Here is a 21,173-nt window from a genome sequence, read left to right as displayed (position 1 = left end):
GGCACCGAGCTGAAAACAGAAATGGCGCGCACCGGGTTTCCTCCCGGCACGCGCCAAATCATGAAATCTACTTCTTTGAAGTCAGCTTCTTCCAACGAGCGCCCAAACCCCAACGGGTTACGTTCCACATCGCTTCGAAGACGATGTTGCCGCTCATCTTGGATGCCCCAAGCTCTCGCTCCACAAAGGTCACTGGAACCTCGACAATCGTCTTGCGCAGCATGGCCACGCGGAAAGTCATATCTACCTGGAAGCCATAGCCGCGCGATTCAACAGCATCGAAGTCGATGGCCTCCAGTGTCTCGCGCTTGAAGGCACGGTACCCGGCAGTGATGTCGCGAAGCGGAAGTCCAAGCATCGTGCGGGAGTAGAAGCTGCCGCCACGGGAGATGATCTTGCGCAGCAGCGGCCAGTTAACTACCTCGCCGCCCTTGACCCAACGCGATCCGATGACCAGGTCGGCACCAGCGGCGCTTGCCTCGAGCAAACGCGGAAGCTGTTCCGGCATGTGCGAACCGTCGGCGTCCATTTCAACCAGGACATCGTAGTCGCGAGCCAGTGCCCATTCGAAGCCCGCGATGTAGGCGGCGCCAAGACCGTCCTTGCCGGTGCGGTGAAGCACATGGATGTTTGAATCATCGGCTGACATCTTGTCAGCAAGTTCGCCTGTGCCATCCGGTGAGTTATCGTCAACGATCAATACATCCGAATCCGGTACTGCGGACCGCAACCGCCCTACGGTTAGCGGGAGCGACTCCAGCTCGTTATAGGTCGGGATGATTGTAATGACGCGCACTCGGCGACACCTTTCTGGGTATGCAACATAAAAGCTCTCCCCCGAAACCCGAAAGCTGGAAATCCAGCAAAATCTGGCAGCGGGAAGAGATAGTCCAAATTCAAAGTATAGTCATCAATTGTTCGCCAGATCATTGAAGACACTGCCTAAAACAACGATCCTCAGTGACTTCGGCCCTATTTTGCCCGCAAGTAGCTCGCAAAATGTTATCTAAGGTCACTGAGGATCGTCGTTTAAACTGCGTCGTTTCGAACGCAACGCTTGTGCATCGCGAAGAGGCGCTTACCTCAGCCTAGTGGGTAACCCACCTAGGCTGTCAACCATCTAATGACTTCAGCCTTTATCTAGACACCACTAGTCAGGGCGTTCTTGATGAAAATTTTTAGGCTAAAGTCAATGGTTTCGCTTTAAGCTAATTGACCTGCTCCAGATTGTCGAAGATCGTAATTCCGGCACGAACGGTGCGCAAGCACTGCGGAATTTCCTCGTCCACCACCGGCAGCATTGGCGTGCCTGCTCGAGCGTCCGTGCTCCACGAGCTAATGCGAACGTCCGGGGTCTGCACAGCAAGTTCCGAGGCGGTCCACACGGCGAAAGTTGCCTGTGCTCCGATAGCCAGCTGGCCGGCTAGCGGATTCATCTCGCCCATGGCACGATACGTTGACCTGGTTTGGGCCAAGAAAGCGGCGCGTGCCGAAATGCGCGCTTGGGCATTGGACATGTTCATCGCCGCGCGCACTACTTCCCATCCGTCGACCTTGGTCACCGGAGCATCGGATCCAAGAACCATTGGTACACCAGCTGAAAGCATGGCCGAAAGATTGTTCATCGTTTCGGCGCGCTCGCCCAAGCGCTGAACGTACATTCCGTTCGAACCGCCCCATGCCTTATCGAATACCGGCTGCATGGAAACGGTGATGGCATACTGCAAAAGCCGTGAGCGAGTTGGCTCATCGACCATCTCCACATGCTCCAGGCGGTGTCGGCCCATCTGCACCTTGGAAACGCCGATTTGTTCGGCGGCCAGATCAAAACCGTCAAGAACCACATCCAGTGCTCCATCGCCGATGACATGGAAGGAAGCCTGGATGCCGCGGGTGCTGCACGCTACCAGATGTGCTGCAATTTCTTCCTTGTCCAGGTACAGCGTGCCACGCTCCCCGGAGCGGTCGCTGTAGCCTTCGCGCAGGTAAGCCGTGTGGCTGCCCAGTGAACCGTCTACTTTGAGATCTCCGCCCAGGCCCAAGAGCCTGCCTGATGGAAATGATGCAAAGAGCTCATCGGCGGCATCGGCATCGCTGACCAGTTCGGCCCAGTAGGCATAGACCTTCGGCAGATTCGGCTGATCGTCAGCCAAAAGCTGGTCCAAGGCAGCACGACCCTCAAGTTGCGGCGCGGCCATTTCCACTACGGTGGCAAAGCCCCGTGACGCGTAGTGCGCCAAGGCCAGGCGCTGGAATTCGTGATCGGCCTTTTGCGCCTTGGCCAGGGCCAAGCGCACCTCGTCATGATCGTTGCCGGCGACGAGCCCGGGCTTCAAATCGCCCAGCCCCAAGAAGTCCAGGAGCTCCTGGTTGACCAGGGCGCTGTGAACATCGCGGCGGGAGAGGTAGTACGCCCGTCCGTCAGCGGCGCTGGTGAGGTCGTTTTCGGCAGGGAGTTCCTGCTGCGCCCAGCCGGAGTTGTCCCAGCCCTGGGCCAGGACAACCTTGCTGGATTTCTGGCCCTGCAGCGCGACCAGAGCCAACAGCGCGCTGGCTGATGTGGCGGAGCTCAGGTCTCCCCCAGCCAATGTTCGGCCCAGGGCTGCAAGGTGAGTGTGCGACTCGACGAAGGCCGGAGTCACCAACCCGCCGCCCAGATCAATAATCTGGTCAGCCGATTCGGCGTGGCGATCCGCGGCGTCCTCACCGCCTAGCCAGGAAATCGTATCGCCATCCACAACCATTGCGGTCGCAAATGGGTCCGCGGCGGAATAGACTGCCCCGTTTCGGTACAGTGTTTTTGCCATCAGCGTGCTCCCTTTTCTCGTGCACCGATTAGTAAGTATTTGATGTGCTGGGCACGGCGGGCTAGGCCAGCACGTTCGAGTAGGCCACTACCCCGCGCTTGACCTGGTCGGCTGCCTTATACGCGTTGCGCACCAGCATCGGAGGCAGGTCGGAATTCTTGGCGAACTGGTCCAAGGTATCAATGACCTGCTTGGCCCAGCGCACAAAATCTCCTGGCGCCATATCGGTTCCGCGCAGTGCGCTATTCAGGCTCGAGCCCCGAGCCCACTTGTACATAGGCCAGATCAATCCGGATTCAGGTGGCGCGGTCGGTTCCAAGGCCAGTGCCTCTTCGGTATCCGACAAGTCGCCCCAGATCTTGATCGTGGTATTCCAGATGTCGGCAACCTTGTCAGAGGGCATCTTCGGATCCGGGCGATCGCCATCCCGGCGCGCCTGGTACACCAGGCTCGCGACGACCGCGCACAGCTCCTCGGAATTGAGCTTGCTGAGCTTTCCGGTCTCGAGGATCTGGCTCGTTAGCAGATCGCGTTCTCCGTAGATCCTGCGCAATCGCCGGCCCGAGTCGGTGAGCGTGAAATCATCGCCTTCACCGGAGGGCGTGAGGTATTCGAATTGTTCAAGCACCTTGCAGACCTTGTCGAACTGCGTGGCAATCGTATTGGTCCGCCCGCGAATGGCGCGGCGCGCCTTGTCCGTGTCCTTCTTCAGCTTCCAATACCGATCGGCCCAGCGCATATGCTGGTCCTTCTCGGAACAGGCATGGCACGGATGATCCTTGAGTTCCAGGCGCAAGGCGTCGATTTCCCGTTCGAAGGAATCCGCGCCATCGTAATTGAAGCTTTGCGCATCCACGCGGGGAGGGCGCTGGTCATGAACGGCGTTGCGCAGCGAGGAGGCCAAGTCGCGGCGTTCCTTCGGTGCACGGCCAGTGAACCCCTTGGGAATCCTGATCCGCGAAATGATTTCGACCGGTCCACTGAGATCCTCGGACGACAACCGGCGCAGCTGCCCGTCTTCTGTCAGCACCGTATGCCGCGGGTTGTACATTGCTGTATCGAGCTCCACCACCACAGCCCGCCCGAAGCGGCGCCCGCCCGGAAGATCGACGACATCTCCGCGGATCACCGAGTGGAGGGAGCGTTCTGCGGCGGAACGGCGTTCGGCGCGGCGGTTCTTGGCCGCGTTCTTTTCCAGCGTCGACAAATTTCGCTGGAGCTTCAGATACTCGGTGAAATCACCGAGATGGCACTGCATTGATTCCGCGTAGCCGGCCAGTGATTCTTCCTTGGACCGGACCTGGCGGGCCATACCCACAACCGAGCGGTCTGCCTGGTACTGGGCGAAGGATGATTCCAGTATCTGGCGGGTTTGCTCACGGCCGAACTGGGCCAGCAAGTTGGTCGACATGTTGTAGGTCGGCCTGAATGAAGAATTCAGCGGATAGGTTCGCTTTGAGGCTAGTCCGGCCAGAGCTTCCGGTTCGAGGTCCGGATTCCAAATAACGATGGAGTGGCCCTCGACATCAATGCCTCGACGCCCCGCGCGGCCGGTCAGCTGGGTGTATTCGCCAGAGGAAATCTGCACATGGGACTCGCCGTTGAATTTGACCAGCTTTTCCAGAACCACGGAACGGGCCGGCATGTTGACGCCCAGGGCCAGGGTCTCGGTGGCAAAAACCACCTTGATGAGGTTCCGGGCAAACAGGTCTTCGACAATCTCTTTGAAGATTGGCAGCAAGCCGGCATGATGCGAGGCGAAACCGCGGATCAGCCCATCGCGCCAAGCCCAGAATTCCAGAACATCGAGGTCTTCGCCGGGAATCCGATAGGCGACCTCGTCCAGTGCCTGTGCGATTTCCGCGGCTTCCTCATTGGTGGTCAGCCGCAGGTCCGCCATGGCGCATTGCTGCACTGCCATGTCGCAGCCCTTGCGGGAGAAGATGAAGAATATGGCCGGCAGCAGCCCGGCCCGATCCAGTTTGCCGATCACCGATGGACGGTTGACCCGCTGGCCCAAGCCCGAGGCCCTTTGCGGGCCGCGGCTTCCCTTGCCTCGTCCGCGCTGGACACGACCGCCGGTATTGAGGGTGCGAACCAGCTTTCGAAGTTCAGGGTTGACGCTCGCCTTGGACTCGCCCCCTGCCACCTGGTCGAATGCGACGTCCTCAGCGAAGAGGTCGACAACATTTGGTCCCACCATGACGTGCTGGAAGAGCGGCACAGGACGGTGCTCGGAGACGATGATGTCCGTCTGCCCGCGCACCGTGTCCAGCCAGCCGCCGAATTCCTCGGCATTGGATACCGTAGCGGACAGGGAGATGATCTGAACGTTCGAGGGCAGGTGAATGATGACTTCTTCCCACACTGCACCACGGAACTTGTCGGCCAAGTAGTGGACCTCGTCCATGATGACGTAGCCGAGGCCATCAAGGGTCTGCGAGTCCGCATAAAGCATATTTCGAAGGACTTCGGTGGTCATCACAACGATCTGCGCTTCGGAATTGATCGATGTGTCACCCGTGAGCAGGCCGACGCTCTGGGCGCCATAGCGATTGACCAGTTCAGAATACTTCTGGTTGCTCAGGGCCTTGATCGGAGTGGTGTAGAAGGCCTTGCGGTTTTCACGCAGCGCCTGGAAGATCGCGAATTCACCGACAACGGTCTTTCCGGCGCCAGTTGGCGCTGCAACGAGCACGCTGTGGCCCTCGGTGACTTTTTTGCAGGCTTCGGCTTGGAACGGATCAAGATCGAAGGAGATGCTTGCGCGGAAGTCGGGTAGCGCGGTGCCGAGTTCGACCTGCCGTGCCTTGGAATTCGCGTATTGTTCCGCGGGTGAAGTCACTTGTGGCCGTTCGCTTTCTTGACGGTTATTTACAACTGTGAATTAGGTTCGTCGATGTGGCTCGGAGCATCGATTGTCGACGAATCGCCCTTGGCAAGGCGCTCGTTTTCGGCATCCTGGGCTGCTTGCTTCTTCGCACGCTTCTTGTCGTTGAAGTAGCAGAATATTGTTGCCGCGGCGAAGGTCAGGAACAGCGGCCCTGCCAGCGCGAACATCGTAATGGCATCGCCACCCGGAGCAGCCATCGCAGCCACCACCGCAATGAGGAAAACGGTGATTCGCCAATTCTTCAAAATCACCTTGGCAGAAAGGACGCCCACCATGTTCAGGCCAACCATCAGCACCGGAACCAGCATGGCCAGGCCGAAGGCAAGCAGCAAGCGGATGATGAATGGCAAGTACTCGTTGATATTGATCAGGTTCTCGGAATTCTCCGGAGCCAGGCTGATGAAGAAATGAAGGGCGAAGGGCAACACAAAGTAGGCCATGGCGACGCCGCCGATAAACAGCGGCACCGAGATGGCAACGAAGCTATAGCTGAGTCGGCGTTCATTCTTTTTCAGTCCCGGGACGATAAATGCCCACAACTGATAGAGCCATACCGGGGACGAGATGAGAATTCCGACAAAAAGCGCGACCTTGATCATGATGTCGAAAGGCGACATCACGGCCGTGAAATTGACTGATCCCCCAGCTGCCTGCACTGGAGCGATAATGAGCTCCAGCAGCCAGTCATAGATGAAGAATCCAGCCACGGTGCCCAAGGTCAGCGCTATGAGCGATTTGAAGAGCCGGTTTCGAGCTTCAATCAGATGCTCTTTAAGAGACATCCGGCCTTCGTCGTCTTTGACCCGCTTCTTCTTATTGCGCGGTGTCTTATCGTTATTTGTTGCCACAGATAAGGTTACGAGTTGTTCTTTTCGTTAGGATTCTGTTCGTTGACTGTCCCGTCGACAGTCTCCGATTTTGGATCGTCATCCTTCATCTGGCGAACTTCGGATTTGAAAATGCGCAGCGACTGGCCCATCGAGCGAGCGAGGCCCGGAAGCTTTGGCGCACCGAAAAGCAGCAGTGCCAATACGATAATGATGACCAGATGCCATCCCTGTAAACCACCCATGTGATTTCCCTTCTCTCAAGTTAAAGTCTACGTCAGAACAGGCGAAGATCGCGCATGTTCTGTGCCTGTCCTCGTTCGGTTCGACGAGCGACCCTGCGTAATCTGCGCGCCTCAATGCGTTCTGCTTGACCTTTGTCACGCAGCTTGCGGATCTTCTCGGGATCGCTGTGCGTTGCATCTGTTCCGTGGGGATAGCGGCGTGGATTCGGAGTGTATTCCACGACGGTGCCGGGACGGCTCAGTCCCTCGCCGATCTGGTCGGCAGCAGCGCCTAGACCCTCAACGACGGCCATTCCCCGCTTGAATAAGCGGAATCCAGCAAGAACCGCTACTAGAACAGTCGCCAATACGAGCACCGTCCACAACAGGACCCAAAACCACCAAGGAAGCATCTACTAATCCTCATACATTCCGATAGCCTCGTCCAACCACAGCACGACTTGTTCGCGCGTAGCGTCAGGACTGACCACAGCCAGTTTACCGCTGTGCCGAGCCACCAGTGGCGCGGCCACTTGATGATCGGAGAAGCGAACCGTGGCCAGGTAGCCATTATCGACTTTGCCCGTGGACCAAGAAATAGGGTGGAATGCCTCTACGACGGGCAAGATTTCCGCATCAACAAAGAGCACGACCTCAAGATCATCCGAACTCGCCTCATATCGAATCAGGACGTCCTGCTGGTCTTCGTGCCTTGCCGACGGAACGTAATGTTCATCTAGCGTTTGGGCACTTAAAATCCGATCGACACGGAACGTCAGCATATTTTCCCGTTTTCGGCACCACGCGCGAAGGTACTGGATGGACCCGTCTTCAATCATCCTCACCGGTTCAACGTCGCGCAGCTGGTGGGTGCGCGAGCTGGCAGAGTAGTAATCGATGCGTACCACTTCATGCTGCCGAACGGCCTGGACTAGCTGGCGCGGGATGTCGCTTTCGCGTGCCTTGGACAGCGCAAAACCCAGTGCGCCGTTCCAGCCTTCAAAGCGGGCTACGGCGGAGTTGACCTTGGCCAGAGCAGAATTCAAGATATCTTGATGCTCGAACTCCGGGATGCTCGCCAAGGCATTAAGGCCGCCAAGAACAGCGACGGCTTCCAACGGTGCAAGCTTCTGCGGTTCAGCCAATAGCGCCGCGTTGGAGATGGTGACGGTATCCGAATCAAGGTCTCCATCATTAACATTGATCAATTCGTCGTGTTGTCCATTGGGGACACCGCACATCATGATCATGGATAATTCTTCGCGGACCTTGGCCACGGTCATTGAATAGCGTTCGGCGAGTTCTTGGATTTCCACGGCGCCATGGGCAACGACATATTGGATCATGTCGATATTGCGCATCACCTGGGTGGTCGTCGTTCCGCGACCCGCAGCCCGGCTGGGCCGGAACTTCGCCTGGGTATACGCGTCCAAGCCCTGCTGTGCCAGTTGCGAGGCCTTGGCCTCGGAGAGCAACCCGCGAACTTGCTCGGCCAATTCTGCTGGCTCGAGTACTTGGACTGCCGGCCCGTACGCGGCAAGTTCGGCCGCAAAAGAGTGCGGATCCGAGTAACCGATGTGAAGCTCTGAGCTGGTGCCGCGTCCGTTCAGGGATTGGGCGCGCAACGGAATTGCCTCATCACCGCGCAGCTTGATGGTTGCGATATATCCCGGGTGCCTCAGATCAAAGTCCAGGAGCACCTGGTTCATTTCGAACCCCTCGGGGCGCGGATGATAGACGCTCCCCGGCCCGTTGTGCCGGTGGTTGCTGAGCTTGCCCTGCACGCGCGAAAGTCGGAAGACTCGCGAGTCGCTGCGGGTGTGGTCGTAGCCCGTGAAATACCAGTTGCCGTAGCGCTGCCCAATCCCCCACACGTCAACAATGCGTTCCGTTTTTGAACCTTGTGAAGAGACATAGGTGAACTTCAGGGTCTTGCGGTTGAAAACTGCCAGCGCGCAGTCGCGGAAGTTCGGCTCATCCATGGACAAGCGGGGCACCAGAGATCCTGCCAGCGGTGCAACCGGCGACACGGCATCGGCGTGGCCGGTAACCCGGGCGGCCGCGTTCAAGCCCAGCGACTGGAGCTTGGTGTCTTTCCATAGGCTCGCGGCCAGGGCAACGACACCGGCTTCAGACGGGCTGAACGTGACCGGGGGCAAGAACCAGTCGGTTGTATCAATGCTGTAATAGGGAACGCCGTCGATCGTTTCCTTGTCCAGCTGCAGTCCGAAGTCATTGCGGATGTCGTCTTTGAGCCGGTCAAGGGCCTTTTCCCGGGTATCGGCAGAACCGTCAGGAACGAGATATTCCCCAATGCGTTCTGCATTGAACTTCCGGGATTTGGTCGCCAATGCATAGATCAGGCTGGTTAGGCGTTCTGCTTTGCTCGGACCACTGGATTGCTTTATGCTCACTTGTTTAGACTAACCAACTTTTACCTTTAAGCATGACTTTTAAGACAGCTAAGGCCCCGATTGTTATATCGGGGCCTTAGCGCCATCAGCAAATTACTTGGTGCCGATGAGATCTACTACGAAGATCAATGCCTCATTTGGGGCGATGGCACCGGGAGCGCCGCGCTCGCCATAGGCAAGGTGGGAGGGGATCTCCAAGCGGCGACGTCCGCCCACCTTCATGCCCAGCAGTCCCTGGTCCCAGCCCTGGATGACCATGCCAACCCCCACTGGGAAGTCCAGAGTCTGTCCACGGTTCCAGGACGAGTCGAATTCTTCGCCGGTTGACCAGGCAACACCAACGTAGTGCGCCTGAACGGTGGTGCCTGGGGTTACTTCGGCGCCGGTGCCCTCAACCAGGTCGGTGATGACCAGTTCTTCTGGTGCGTCGGTGCCCGGGAAGTCAATCTCAGGCTTGGTGCGGTCGTAGTTGCGTTCTCCGAACGACATGGTCACGGCCTTTCTCAGTCGTGGTTTAGGTGTCTACTTGCTGTCGCCAGCGGTAACAGATTCCAATTCTACGTAGAAGACCAGGGTGCCGGTTGGCGATCCGCTCTGGGAAGAATTTCCATAGGCCTTATCGGCCGGAATGGTCAGCAGTACCTTGGAACCGGCCTTCAGGCCGGTCATGCCTTCGGTCCAGCCCTTGATGACCTGGTTGAGACTGAATTCTGTGGCCTCGTCCTTGTCGAAGTTGCCATCGAATTCTTTGCCATCTGCCCAGGTAACGCCGGAGTACTTGGCCTTGACCTTGGAGGTCGCGGTGGCGGCTTCGCCCTTGCCCTCTTCCAGAACGTCTACTGCAAGATCCTTGGGAGCTTCAGTGTCCTTCGGGATGGTGATGGTCGGCTTGCCGTCGGTGACCTTGACAGTTGGAAGCTTGCCTTCCTTCTTCTGCTTGGCCACTTCATCCTTGCTCATGGTTCCGCTGGCAGCAGTGCTGTCTTCAACGTGCAGGACGATGATGCGCTCGGCTTTTGCGCCCTCTTCAGGTTCTGCAATGCTGCCATCAGCCTGCTGGGTGCCTTCGACGCTGGAGTAGGCGATCCAGTCTCCGACCTTTGAGTCGACCAGTCGGTCATAGAGCTCTGGCATTTGCTGTTTCATGCTGTCGTCGACTGTCATCGAAGTTGCCTGTCCGGTGAAGTTCTCTCCGGCGTTAAGCCCATCAATGGCTTTGTAGAGACCCGACTTAATCGAAATGGTATCGCCTGGGTTGATCTCAGCGCCGTCACCCTGTTCCAAGGTGACTGCCTCGTCCTTGTCGGTGACAAAAGGAGTGTCGAAGGAAACTTCTGGAGCGGTTTTGTCATCTGACGCTGGCTTGACCGAGATCGAAGACAGATCCGAAGATGAACCTGATCCACAAGCGGCCAGGGCTAGAACCGAGGCGGTAGCGCACAATGCCAATACTTTTCGCACGAATCTACTTTCGTTGAAGTCAAAACTGAAAATTTACGCAGATACCCATCATCCGGGTATCAAACTCACTGCTACCACCCTAGGGTCGATAGCTGTGAAAAGTCTTTCCGCCCGCTGGTCAAGATCGCTGACTCATCAGGTCAATGAGCTTGTCCACCTCAGGGTCGCTGGTCGCGAACGGGTCCTTGCATAGAACGATGCCACCGGGCTCGTCCTCATATTTCATATGGACCCAGTCTGCACTGTAGCGCCGGCCATGGGCGCGCGCGGCACGAATAAATTTGCTCCTGATCGCGGCGCGTGTCGTCGCTGGCGGATTATTGACGGCCTCGCGAATATCGGCATCGCTGACCACGCTGGAAGCCAAGCCGCGTCGCTTGAGTACGTGGAATAGCCCGCGGGCAGGATCGATATCGTGATAGGTCAAGTTCAGCTGCGCCAAGCGTGGCGATGACAACGGCAAGGAGTTCTTCTGGGCATACCCGTGAATCAGCTTGTGCTTGATGGCCCAGTCGATGTCCTGGTCGATCAGCGAATAGTTGCCGCTTTCAATCGCAGTCAGTGTCCGTTCCCAAAGTTCAAGCACCCGCTCGACCTGATCGTGATGCGCTCCGTGGCGGGCGACGAACTCTTTCACCGATTCAAGGAGAATCCATTGGATCTGCAGCGCGGTCGGTTCGTCGCCGCCCATCAGGCGCACAGTTGTTTGGCCGTTGAAGTCATGGGAAATCTGGCGAATTGAACGGATCGGGTTTTCCAGCCGCAGGTCATGGTAGATCTCGCCGGATTCGATCAGTCGCAGGACGAGATCGGTGGCGCCGATTTTCAGCAGCTGCGTGGTCTCGCTCATGGACGAGTCGCCCACGATGACGTGCAAGCGACGGTGGTACTCTGCGTCGGCGTGTGGCTCATCGCGCGTATTGATGATCGGGCGCGAGCGCGTCGTTGCCGAGGATACGCCTTCCCACATGTGGTCCGCGCGCTGGGAAAAGACGAATTTAGTCTGGTCATCCTCGGCGATCAAGTGCCCGGCTCCGCACAATAGCTGCCTGGTGACCAGGAAGGGAATGAGCATGTCGGCAAGCCGCTTGAATTCGATCTTGCGAGGAATCAGATAGTTTTCATGGCAGCCATAGGAATTGCCCGCCGAGTCCACATTGTTTTTGAACATGTAGATCCTGCCCTCGTGCCCTTCTTCGAGCAGCTGGTCCTCAGCCTGGTCCACAAGGTCGAGCATGAAGGCCTCGCCGGCACGGTCGTGGGCGATCAGCTGTTTGAGCTGGTCGCATTCGGCCGTGGCATATTCGGGATGGGAGCCGACATCCAAATACAGCCGCGATCCATTCTCCAGGAAGACATTGGAGCTCCTGCCCCAATTGACTACTGGTTTGAACAGATGCCGCGCAGCATCCTCTGGTGTCAGACGGCGTCCGTCAGACGGGACGTAAGTTAGTCCGAATTCGGTTTCTAGCCCGTAAATTCTGCGATCCACGCGTAGTTACTTCCCCTCGCCCGCGGCGTTGCCTAGTGTCATGCCAGTTGGTGGTTGCGTTGTGCACGCAGTGGTTTTACTGACCGCCCTTTTGGACGAATCCGCGGACGAATTCCTCGGCGTTGGATTCAAGGACCGAGTCGATCTCGTCGAGCAGGTCATCTACGCCAGCGGACTGCCCGGTGGTGTTGACCTGCACCTGCTCGGTTTCAGCTGCCTGGTGCTCGGAGCTGCGGCGGGATGAGAAGCTTTCCTGGGTCATCATATTCTCCTAAAATTTCTGAATCCCGGAATTAGGTCCCGAGACTCATACCTATTCTGCGCTGTTTACCTGCGCCTCGCCAATTCGTCGATGAATTCCGAAATCTCCAGTTCGGCATCGAACAAGTCGCCAACGCTCTGGCGGGTTCCATGCAAGGGTTCGGACATGTGGAATCGGCTGATCTTTCGTGCGCCGGGAACAGCGAAAGACAGTGCGTCCCAGTTGGCGGCTACCACGTAGGGTGCGTAGCGTTGCAGCGCCATTCCGCGCAGGTATGCGCGGGTGTCCTGGGGAGGAGTGGCAACCGCTTGATTGATTTCTTCCTGGCTGAACAATGTTTGGATCGCGCCGCGCGCAGCGAGCCGATAGTACAGCCCCTTGTCAGTGCGCAAGTCCGCCCATTGCAGGTCCATCATGGCTACGCGCGGATCAGCCAGCGAGAGCTGATGCCTTTGGGTAAACCCGCTGATGAGCTTGTACTTGGCGATCCAATCAACTTGATCCGCTGCGCCCATCGGATCTCTTTCGAGGACTTCGAGCATCTGTGCCCACCGGGTCAAAATCTCGGTGGTGTCCGGATCGTCAATTCCTCGTGCGGCACAATATTTTTCGCTGGCTTCCAGATACAGCCTCTGGATTTTTATGGCCGACAGTTCTAGCCCGCCGCGGAATTTTACTCGTGTCTTGAGACTGGGGTCGTGGCTGATTTGCTGCAACGCACGGACCGGGTCAGCTAATTCGAGAGCTGGTGCCATATCTGCCTCGATGAGCGAAAGCACCAGGCTGGTGGTCCCAACCCTGAGCAGGGTGGAAATCTGCCCCAGGTTGGCGTCCCCGATGATTACGTGCAAGCGACGATACTTGTCCCAGTTGGCGTGCGGCTCATCGCGCGTGTTGATGATTGGGCGATTGATCGTCGTTTCCAAGCCAACTTCAGCTTCAAAAAAATCAGCACGCTGCGAAATCTGGAATTCCGCTTTCTCGTTGAGCATGCCTTGGCCTACGCGCCCAGAACCGCAGTAGATTTGGCGGCTGACAAAGAACGGGGTCAATCCGCTCACGATGGAGGAGAACTCAACGGAGCGCGGAACCAGATAGTTCTCGTGGGCGCCGTACGATACCGACTTGTTGTCCGTATTGTTTTTGTAGAGCAATAACTCGCCGCTGCCCAGCCGCTGCGCAGTTTGAGCAGCGCGGCGCATGACTTCGTCTCCGGCCTGGTCCCATAAAACGGCGGCGCGTGGCGTCAGCGATTCAGGGCTGGAGTATTCGGGGTGGGCATGGTCAACGTACAGGCGTGCACCGTTTCCCAGCACCATGTTCATCACAACATCGGTAGAATCTTTCTCCTGGTACAAGGTGGATCCCAGCCGCGCATCATTGCCATCCAGCGCAATGGACTCTGCAGTCCAGATGCCAGGCTCCTCTAGCCCTGGTTCCACGTCCGTTAACTGGCTTGGGTGCGCTTGGTCCCGGTCCATTTCAAAACCGCGGGCATCCTGCAAGGGAGACTCGTCGGCGTAGTCCCAGCGCGCTGCGGTGGCAGTGGAACTTTGCTCGGCCACAAGTTGTGCGTAGGCATCGACGATTTGAGCCGAGAGGACCGTGGCGTTGGCATTGGGCATTTGTGGACGAATGATGCCGTACTCGGTTTCCAGCCCGACGAGGCGACGCGCGCTCATGAGGCGGCCTGGCGGTTGACCAACGAGCGGATATTGCTGATGCGTTCGCCCTTGCGTCCTGAGATTCTGGCCCAGTCATCTGGATTGGTCGTATTGGGCATGTCTTCGTGTTCCGCGAATTCCTCGCGTACTGCTCGAAGCAAATACTCCATCTTCAAGCCGCGCTCACCGGTGGTGATCAGCGCCTTGATCGCGTGCTTTTTGGCTCGGTCCACGATGTTGTGGATGACGGCGCCAGACGCAAAGTCCTTGAAGTAGAGGATTTCTGTTTGACCGGTCACGTAGGTGACTTCCAAGAATTCGTTGATGCGATCGGTGGAGTACATCTCGGAGACGGTGGAGTCGATCATCCGGCGAATCGTCGCTTCGCCATTGCCTGCATCGGAAGCCAATTCGGATTCGTGCAGTGGAAGGTCGGTTGTCAGGTACTTGCTGAAAATTTCGGTGGCCCCCAGCGCATCCGGCCGGCGAATCTTGATCTTCACATCAAGCCTGCCTGGACGCAGGATGGCTGGATCAATCATGTCCTCGCGGTTCGATGCGCCAATGACGATGACGTTATCCAGTCGTTCCACGCCATCGATTTCGGCCAGCAGCTGGGGAACGATGGTGGTTTCAACGTCGGAGGACACTCCGGTTCCACGGGTGCGGAACAGGGCTTCCATTTCGTCGAAGAACACCACAACCGGATCGCCGTGCAAGGCTTTCTCACGGGCCCGGGCGAAGATCAGGCGAATATGGCGTTCGGTTTCGCCGACGTATTTGTCCAGCAGCTCAGGTCCCTTGATATTCAGGAAGTAGCTGCGCGTGCTGGTGCCTTCCTTGCGCTCAACAACACGCTGGGCCAAGGAATGGGCGACGGCCTTGGCAATCAGGGTCTTGCCGCAGCCCGGAGGGCCATAAAGCAAAATGCCCTTGGGTGCGCTCAATCCATGCTCCCGGTACAGGTCCGGATGGGTGAAGGGAAGCTCAACCGAATCCTTGATGGCCTCGATCTGCGAGTTCAATCCGCCGATATCGGAGTAGGAGATTTCAGGGACTTCCTCAAGGACCAGCGACTGCATATCGGTGAGCTGCACGCGGCTCACGGCCATGCCGCTTCGAGAATCAACGGTCAGCTGATCGCCGACTCGCAAGTGCGCCTTGCGCAGGGGTTCCGCCAGCTCGATAACACGCTGGTCGTCGGCGTGTGCCATGACCACGGCCAAGTTGTTCTCCAGCAATTCCTTGACGGTGACCAGCTCGCCGGTTTCCTCAAACCCCAAGGCAGCCACCACAACCAGGGCTTCATTCAGCAGAACTTGCTGTCCGATGAGGACGGAGTCGAAGTCCATGAGCGGGCTCACCGTTACGCGCATTTTGCGGCCGGAATAGATCACGTCGACAGCTTGCACACCGGTGGACTCGATGCCTTGCCCGGATGCCGGGTGCTGGCGTGGGTGCTTGGCCACGACGGTGCCGTAGCTGAATGGCGTGTCGCCGTCCTTTTCCAGGGCTGCTTTCAAATTGATGATTTGTTCGCGCGTGGTTTCAAGCAGCGCGACCAGCCGCTGGTTGTTTCCGCTGAGCCCGGCAAGTTGCTTATCGAGGTTGCGGTTTTTATCGCGCAGCACATTGACCTGGCGTTCAGTCATCTGAAGCCGTTCGGCCAATTTCTCTGCCTCGTGATTTTCGTTCACGTTCCAACTCCCCCACATTCAACGTCGCTGGTCAGTGTGGATCCAGCGAGGTTTTGCCGGTGCTCAGCGCACCGCTTTAGTCCCATCCTAAGAACTTCAGGCCCCGAGTGCAGAACACCCAGGGCCTGAAGTCACATACTGAGACAATCCATCTCAGTATTTGGTCATCCAGAATGTTTAGCTCTCGGAGTCCGCGTCGGAATTCTGCGCTTCGCGCACGCGCACAGCCTGATGTGCATCGCGAGAGGCACGGCGCAGCTTCTTATCCGAAATGCCCCGCTCTCCCAGAGCTTCTGCAGACCACTGCTGCTCATCGTGGTCCCGAGTCCAAGCACTCAGGTCTTCACTTGAGTAGGAGTGCTCCTTGATTCGCTTGGCCTTCGGGATTCCATCAGCGGAATCAGCCAGCCGGCGGCAGGTGATCAGGAAAGCGGTGTGGGCAACCATGCGGTGGTCCGGGCGAACTGCCAGGCCGTCGACGTGCCAGCCACGCACCAGGGTTTCGAAGCACTCTGGTTCGGTGAACTGTCCCGAAGCGCGAATCGCCTCGACGACACGGGACATCTGGGTCACCGACGAGACGTAGTTCGTCCAGACTCCGCCAGGTGCAAGGACAGTTGCGACAGCATCCAGGCATTCCCACGGGCTGAGCATGTCGAGCACCACTCGATCCACGCTGCCTGGTTCTTCAAGTTCGACAACCTTATCCTGGAAGTCGCCGATGGAGATCTGCCATGACGGATGGTCGCCACCGAATACGGTGGAGACGTTGCCACGGGCGATATCGGCGAATTCTTCGCGGCGTTCGAATGAGTGCAGGAATCCTTCATCGCCCACGGCCCGAAGCAGGGAAATCGACAACGCGCCAGAACCCACGCCGGCTTCCACTACTCGGGCACCCGGGAAGATGTCACCGAACTGGACTATCTGGGCTGCGTCCTTTGGGTATACCACGGTGGCTCCACGTGGCATCGAGAGCACAAAGTCCTTGGCCAGCGGGCGAAGCGCCTGATAGCGGAATCCATCGATGTTCTCGATGACAGACCCCTCGGGAAGGCCAATGATCGCCTCATGCGGCAAGACGCCCTTGTGGGTATGGAACTCCCCGCCGTTTTGCAGGGTAATGGTGTTGATCCGGCGCTTTTCGTCGGTCAATTGCACGCGGTCGCCGACGCGGAATGGTCCGCGGCGGGCTGCCGCACCGTGGGGTGCCGTGCTGTTGGCTTCGCTCACTGGTGTGATCCTTTTCTTAATGCTCTATGAATGCTTTGAAAGTCTACTTGCGTCGTCCGGTAACGGCGCTGATGATATCCCGCTGGTGCAGCAGGCCGACAACTTGTCCTTGCCCGTTGATCACTGCGTATTCGGCTGAGCTGACGGTGGCGAGGTAGTCGATCAGTGCACGCCCATCAGATTCTTCGGCCACAATGGCACCTTGTCCCAGCGCTCGCGCGACCGCCAGGGCTGGGACTTCTGCCGCCCGTCCACGGTCAACTCGCGCTATGGCCTGCGCGTCAACCACCCCGACGGGCATGCCCTTGCCATCGACAAGGATTATTTCCCCTCCGCGTTGGTTCTGCCGCACATAAACGTCGGCAACTGTCACTTGGGACAGCATGGCGGAAGCGGGCTTCATCAAATCCGAGGCAATCACGCTAGGGAGGTTGAGCATCATCTTCGAATGCGCAATCAGCCCGGTGGTTGCCTGCCACATGAACATCGCCACCATGAGGCCAACGACGGCGGTGATAATTGGAATTTCTTCGCCGCGCAGATATGGGTAGGCGACGAAGTAGAAGACTACGCCAATCGCAATGACGCGGCCTACCCAGCTCGATGCGATGGTGCCCTTGAACTGTGATCCGGTCGCTTTCCAAACGATCGATTCAATCAGCCGACCGCCATCTAATGGAAGCCCCGGCAAAGCGTTGAATGCCCCGAGCAGCAGGTTGGCGTAAATAAAGAAGTCCAGGAGCAACTTCGAGTAGATATCTGGTTCAAGGTTCTGGAGAATCAGCCAGCCCAGCCCGGCGAGAACAAAGTTGGAAACCGGCCCTGAGAGCGCAACCCACAGTGAAGCACCCGGTTTTGCCTTGAAGGAACCGAACTGCGTGTGTCCGCCCATCAGCGTCAGGACAATGTGCGCATCTGGCCATTTAAATGCCCGGGCCATCATGGCATGGGCCACCTCGTGGACCAATACCGCAACCGCAATCACCGCAGCGCAGGCAAAACCCATGAGATAGGCGTTGAGCGCCGGAATCCATTGGCTGCGTGAAAGCTGCATCCCCACTGAGACAGTGATGACCGCCGCGATGATGAACCACGAGCTTGAAAGGTAGACCGGAACTCCGCCAATGCGCCCTAGCTTTATTCCGGGGGCTTTTTCTGAAGTATCGCTCACGCGCTAACCTGCACCAACCATCGAGTCATTTCTTTCACGTCTACCCCGTCCAAGCTTTCTATTCGACGCCACTTTCCGTCACCGGGATCAGTGGCATTGGGCACCAGCACGGCATGCAATCCCGCGGCCGATGCTGAGGCAATGCCCGGAACCGAATCTTCAAATCCAATGCACTTTTCCGCGATCAGCTCGTGCCCCACCTCGTCTTGCAGCAATTGCAATCCGGTCAGATAAGGTTCTGGATGCGGTTTCCCATGGCCCACTTCTTCGCCCGTGACCGATGCCTGGAAAGTTCCTTCCGGCAATTGATCCAGAAGCTCATTGACGATGCTGCGCTCAGACATCGTCACCAGGGCCTGCGGAATATTGGCCTCGTGGCAGGCCGCAAGCAGCTCGCGGGCTCCGGGCCTCCACGGGATTTCCTTTCGAATCCCGGCAACAACCTGGGCGCTGAGCAGGTCGATGATCTCACGTGCCGACAGCTTGACGCCGGCTTCCTGCAGGATCCGCGCCGAATTGGGAAGCGCGCTGCCGACGAGCGAAAGGCCCTGCTCCTCAGTCCAGGTTCCGCCATGTGCTACGACCAGTTCTGACTCGGCAACGATCCAATAAGGCTCGGTGTCGATCAAGGTGCCGTCCATGTCCCACAGGACCGCTTGCGGCGTTCGGGGGTCGGATGCGGAATTAAAGTCAAAACTGGTGCTTGGCATGAGTCCATTCTAGATGGAAGAGTGGGGCTAAGCCGCTTCGGCAAGCCACGCCAACGGCCAGAATGCTGCATAGGAGTTTTCATTGAACAAGGATTTCCACACCCCAACGCTGAATACCTATATCGCCCAGGCCGAGCATGAGATTCGCCCCACTATCGTCGTGGCCGCGTTCGAAGGGTGGAATGACGCTGGCTCAGCGGCAACGGATGCAGTGCGCCTGCTGCTGGAAGAAAACGCCTATGAGCATATTGCCACCATCGGCGAAGACGACTTCTATGACTACCAGTTCTCCCGGCCGAAAACGCGTCGCACCGCCCAGGGACGAATGGTGGACTGGCCCCGCACGGAAATCTACAAGATGGAACTGCCGCAGGCGGCCGCGGATTTGCTGGTGATCCTCGGAGTGGAACCAACGTTCAAATGGCAGAGCTTCTGTGCCCGGATCATCGAGGTGGCCCAGGCACACAACGCGCACGCGGTACTGACCTTGGGAGCGCTATTGGCCGATGTGCCGCATACGCGACCCGTGCCCACGTCATTATCGAGCGATGATGCCAGGCTGCAGGAACACTTCAAGATCGAGGCTTCGAATTACGAGGGGCCTTCAGGCATCCCTTCGATCCTCGGCATCGAATTTGAACGCCGGGGCATCCCCACCATGTCGCTTTGGGCCCAGCTCTCGCACTATGTTGCCCAGTCGCCGAGCCCACGGGTCCAGCTGGCCTTCGTCGAGATGCTTGAAGAGCTGCTGCCCATCACCATCTCGGATCAGCAACTGCGCGATGACGCCTTGGCGTGGAAGCATGGAGTCGACGAATTAGCGGCCGCCGACCCAGACGTGGCCAAGTATGTTCAGCAACTCGAAGAGGCAACGGATACCAGCGATTTGCCGGAGGCTAGCGGCGAATCCATTGCCCGCGAATTTGAACGGTACCTGCGCCGGCGGGGAAAATTCCGCCCGGACGGCTCAGGGACCGACTTCGAAATTTGACGTCGGCCCCTGATGGCTTCACCGGTTCACCGGGGTGGAAGACAGAACTCAGAGCTTGAGGCCCAAGAGCGCGTCGAAGCCGTCACGCAGCAATTGCACGCCGTCGCCGCTGCCATCAGCTGGCTGCGCAGCCCACTGGTCGATGGCCACCAAGGCGCCCGGAGCGTCTAGATCATTGGCCATATGCGAACGGATGCGGGCTAGCAGTGCGGTGGCCTCGGCAAGCCCGGTGCCTTCCAGGCGCTCCCGCCACAGGGCAATGCGCTGCTGTGCGGCACCGAGCAGGTCATCGGTCCAGAACCAGTTGGTGCGGTAATGCTGGGAAAGCAATACAGCGCGAATGGCCACGGGCTCGACTCCAGCAGCGCGCAGCTTGGAAACCAGGACCAGGTTGCCCAGCGATTTGCTCATCTTTTCACCGTCCAGGCCCACCATGCCGGTGTGCACGTAGGCCTGGGCAAGCTCATGGTGGTCGCTGGCGGCCGCATGCGCAGCCGAGAATTCATGGTGCGGGAAGATCAAATCGGATCCGCCGCCTTGGACGGTGAAAGGCGCCGGCAATGTCTTGCGGGCGATCACCGAACATTCAATGTGCCATCCCGGGCGACCGGTGCCCAGCTTGCCGCCCTCCCACGACGGTTCACCCTCGCGGGCTGCCCGCCACAGCAAGGGATCCAAGGCGTCGCGCTTGCCTTCGCGCTGCGGATCGCCGCCACGCTCGGCAAAAAAGCCCAGCATGGTTTCCCGGTCGTAGTTTGACACTGCGCCCAGTTTCCACGCGTCGTTTTCGGCGGCATAGGTGTCGAAGTAGATATCGCCTTCAACCCCATCGGCGCCGGCCGGAACGCGGTATGCCAAATCCGCTTCGAGAAGCTGCTCCACCACGGGAACGAGCCACTCGATGGATTCGACGGCACCGATATAGTGCTGAGGTGGAATCACGTTGAGCGCTTCCATATCGTCGCGGAACAGCTGTACCTGCTGCTCAGCGAGGTCCCGCCAATCCACGCCGGTGGCTTCCGCACGCTCAAGGAGCGGGTCATCGACGTCGGTGATATTTTGCGAGTACGCAACGGGGCGCCCGTTGTCCAACCACGTGCGATGCACGAGGTCAAAGGTGACGTAGGTGGATGCATGTCCCATATGGGTTGCGTCGTACGGGGTAATCCCGCAGACATACATGCTGGCGGCGTCATTTGCCGCATCCGCAGGTGCGGTGGCCTGCAGGTTACCGGTGGCGGTATTGAAGAGTTCCAAAATTGGTGCTGAACCAGCCACCTGAGGTACCTCAGGGTTTTTCCACGCGTGCACTGATGAACATCCTTTC

The 21,173-nt window shown here is 58.2% G+C and carries 18 protein-coding genes; 1 reads left to right on the top strand and 17 read right to left on the bottom strand.

Features of this window, described 5'->3' with window-relative positions; translation table 11 throughout:
* Positions 1-67: 67 nt before the first annotated feature.
* The 16 genes from H6F58_RS07660 to H6F58_RS07585 all read right to left on the bottom strand — a co-directional run bounded on the left by H6F58_RS07660 (position 68) and on the right by H6F58_RS07585 (position 18,855).
* Positions 68-796: a polyprenol monophosphomannose synthase gene (locus tag H6F58_RS07660; RefSeq protein WP_060701600.1), complete on the bottom strand. Its 729-nt coding sequence runs from the start codon at positions 794-796 to the stop codon at positions 68-70.
* 412 nt (positions 797-1,208) lie between these two features.
* Complete coding sequence (locus H6F58_RS07655; RefSeq protein WP_146275128.1) at positions 1,209-2,807, bottom strand: amidohydrolase family protein; 1,599 nt, start codon at positions 2,805-2,807, stop codon at positions 1,209-1,211.
* A 61-nt stretch (positions 2,808-2,868) separates the two neighbouring features.
* Positions 2,869-5,652, bottom strand: a complete 2,784-nt coding sequence (locus H6F58_RS07650) for a DEAD/DEAH box helicase (protein WP_195181516.1) — start codon at positions 5,650-5,652, stop codon at positions 2,869-2,871.
* Between the two features lie 29 nt (positions 5,653-5,681).
* Positions 5,682-6,548 (bottom strand): twin-arginine translocase subunit TatC, encoded by an 867-nt coding sequence (gene tatC, locus H6F58_RS07645; RefSeq protein ID WP_146275126.1) that lies wholly within the window; start codon positions 6,546-6,548, stop codon positions 5,682-5,684.
* Between the two features lie 8 nt (positions 6,549-6,556).
* Complete coding sequence (gene tatA / locus H6F58_RS07640; protein WP_060701596.1) at positions 6,557-6,772, bottom strand: Sec-independent protein translocase subunit TatA; 216 nt, start codon at positions 6,770-6,772, stop codon at positions 6,557-6,559.
* Positions 6,773-6,804: 32 nt separating this feature from the next.
* Positions 6,805-7,065 (bottom strand): hypothetical protein, encoded by a 261-nt coding sequence (locus H6F58_RS07635; RefSeq protein ID WP_206693533.1) that lies wholly within the window; start codon positions 7,063-7,065, stop codon positions 6,805-6,807.
* Between the two features lie 102 nt (positions 7,066-7,167).
* Positions 7,168-9,165, bottom strand: a complete 1,998-nt coding sequence (locus H6F58_RS07630; protein WP_195181515.1) for a WYL domain-containing protein — start codon at positions 9,163-9,165, stop codon at positions 7,168-7,170.
* A gap of 93 nt (positions 9,166-9,258) precedes the next feature.
* A complete protein-coding gene (locus H6F58_RS07625; RefSeq protein ID WP_146275123.1) occupies positions 9,259-9,654 on the bottom strand; it encodes an FKBP-type peptidyl-prolyl cis-trans isomerase in 396 nt (131 codons plus the stop codon).
* A 33-nt stretch (positions 9,655-9,687) separates the two neighbouring features.
* Entirely contained in the window at positions 9,688-10,626 is a 939-nt protein-coding gene (locus tag H6F58_RS18405) for an FKBP-type peptidyl-prolyl cis-trans isomerase (RefSeq protein ID WP_146275122.1), read from the bottom strand.
* A 118-nt stretch (positions 10,627-10,744) separates the two neighbouring features.
* Positions 10,745-12,118 carry a Pup--protein ligase gene (gene pafA / locus H6F58_RS07615; protein ID WP_146275121.1) on the bottom strand — a complete coding sequence of 458 codons (1,374 nt, stop codon included), beginning with the start codon at positions 12,116-12,118 and terminating at the stop codon, positions 10,745-10,747.
* Positions 12,119-12,194: 76 nt separating this feature from the next.
* Positions 12,195-12,380 carry a ubiquitin-like protein Pup gene (locus H6F58_RS07610; RefSeq protein ID WP_146278144.1) on the bottom strand — a complete coding sequence of 62 codons (186 nt, stop codon included), beginning with the start codon at positions 12,378-12,380 and terminating at the stop codon, positions 12,195-12,197.
* 65 nt (positions 12,381-12,445) lie between these two features.
* Entirely contained in the window at positions 12,446-14,062 is a 1,617-nt protein-coding gene (gene dop, locus H6F58_RS07605) for a depupylase/deamidase Dop (protein ID WP_195181514.1), read from the bottom strand.
* A complete protein-coding gene (gene arc / locus H6F58_RS07600; RefSeq protein WP_308219436.1) occupies positions 14,059-15,696 on the bottom strand; it encodes a proteasome ATPase in 1,638 nt (545 codons plus the stop codon). The genes dop and arc overlap by 4 nt, the downstream gene beginning before the upstream one ends.
* Before the next feature lie 222 nt (positions 15,697-15,918).
* Positions 15,919-16,974, bottom strand: a complete 1,056-nt coding sequence (locus H6F58_RS07595) for a tRNA (adenine-N1)-methyltransferase (protein ID WP_194943845.1) — start codon at positions 16,972-16,974, stop codon at positions 15,919-15,921.
* A gap of 43 nt (positions 16,975-17,017) precedes the next feature.
* Positions 17,018-18,145: a site-2 protease family protein gene (locus H6F58_RS07590; protein WP_195181512.1), complete on the bottom strand. Its 1,128-nt coding sequence runs from the start codon at positions 18,143-18,145 to the stop codon at positions 17,018-17,020.
* Positions 18,142-18,855 (bottom strand): HAD family hydrolase, encoded by a 714-nt coding sequence (locus H6F58_RS07585; RefSeq protein ID WP_195181511.1) that lies wholly within the window; start codon positions 18,853-18,855, stop codon positions 18,142-18,144. The genes H6F58_RS07590 and H6F58_RS07585 overlap by 4 nt, the downstream gene beginning before the upstream one ends.
* An 82-nt stretch (positions 18,856-18,937) precedes the next feature.
* On the opposite strand from H6F58_RS07585, the gene H6F58_RS07580 reads away from it, so the two are divergent.
* Positions 18,938-19,846 carry a PAC2 family protein gene (locus tag H6F58_RS07580; protein WP_146275115.1) on the top strand — a complete coding sequence of 303 codons (909 nt, stop codon included), beginning with the start codon at positions 18,938-18,940 and terminating at the stop codon, positions 19,844-19,846.
* A gap of 48 nt (positions 19,847-19,894) precedes the next feature.
* Here H6F58_RS07580 and mshC read toward each other — a convergent pair whose 3' ends face one another.
* The gene (gene mshC, locus H6F58_RS07575) at positions 19,895-21,157 is read right to left on the bottom strand and encodes a cysteine--1-D-myo-inosityl 2-amino-2-deoxy-alpha-D-glucopyranoside ligase (RefSeq protein ID WP_146275114.1); all 1,263 of its coding nucleotides are present in this window, start codon (positions 21,155-21,157) and stop codon (positions 19,895-19,897) included.
* Positions 21,158-21,173: the final 16 nt, after the last annotated feature.

It is taken from the genome of Glutamicibacter sp. FBE19 (genome assembly GCF_015524875.1).
In the GTDB taxonomy this organism is placed as follows: domain Bacteria; phylum Actinomycetota; class Actinomycetes; order Actinomycetales; family Micrococcaceae; genus Glutamicibacter; species Glutamicibacter halophytocola.
This window is presented reverse-complemented; position numbering and strand designations above follow the sequence as displayed.

Coding starts and splice junctions, on each gene's coding strand:
- H6F58_RS07585 (WP_195181511.1), bottom strand. CDS start 18,855: ATGCCAAGCACCAGTTTTGACTTTAATTCCGCATCCGACCCCCGAACG.
- H6F58_RS07625 (WP_146275123.1), bottom strand. CDS start 9,654: ATGTCGTTCGGAGAACGCAACTACGACCGCACCAAGCCTGAGATTGAC.
- H6F58_RS07635 (WP_206693533.1), bottom strand. CDS start 7,065: ATGGCCGTCGTTGAGGGTCTAGGCGCTGCTGCCGACCAGATCGGCGAG.
- dop (WP_195181514.1), bottom strand. CDS start 14,062: ATGAGCGCGCGTCGCCTCGTCGGGCTGGAAACCGAGTACGGCATCATT.
- H6F58_RS07610 (WP_146278144.1), bottom strand. CDS start 12,380: ATGACCCAGGAAAGCTTCTCATCCCGCCGCAGCTCCGAGCACCAGGCA.
- tatA (WP_060701596.1), bottom strand. CDS start 6,772: ATGGGTGGTTTACAGGGATGGCATCTGGTCATCATTATCGTATTGGCA.
- H6F58_RS07655 (WP_146275128.1), bottom strand. CDS start 2,807: ATGGCAAAAACACTGTACCGAAACGGGGCAGTCTATTCCGCCGCGGAC.
- arc (WP_308219436.1), bottom strand. CDS start 15,696: ATGACTGAACGCCAGGTCAATGTGCTGCGCGATAAAAACCGCAACCTC.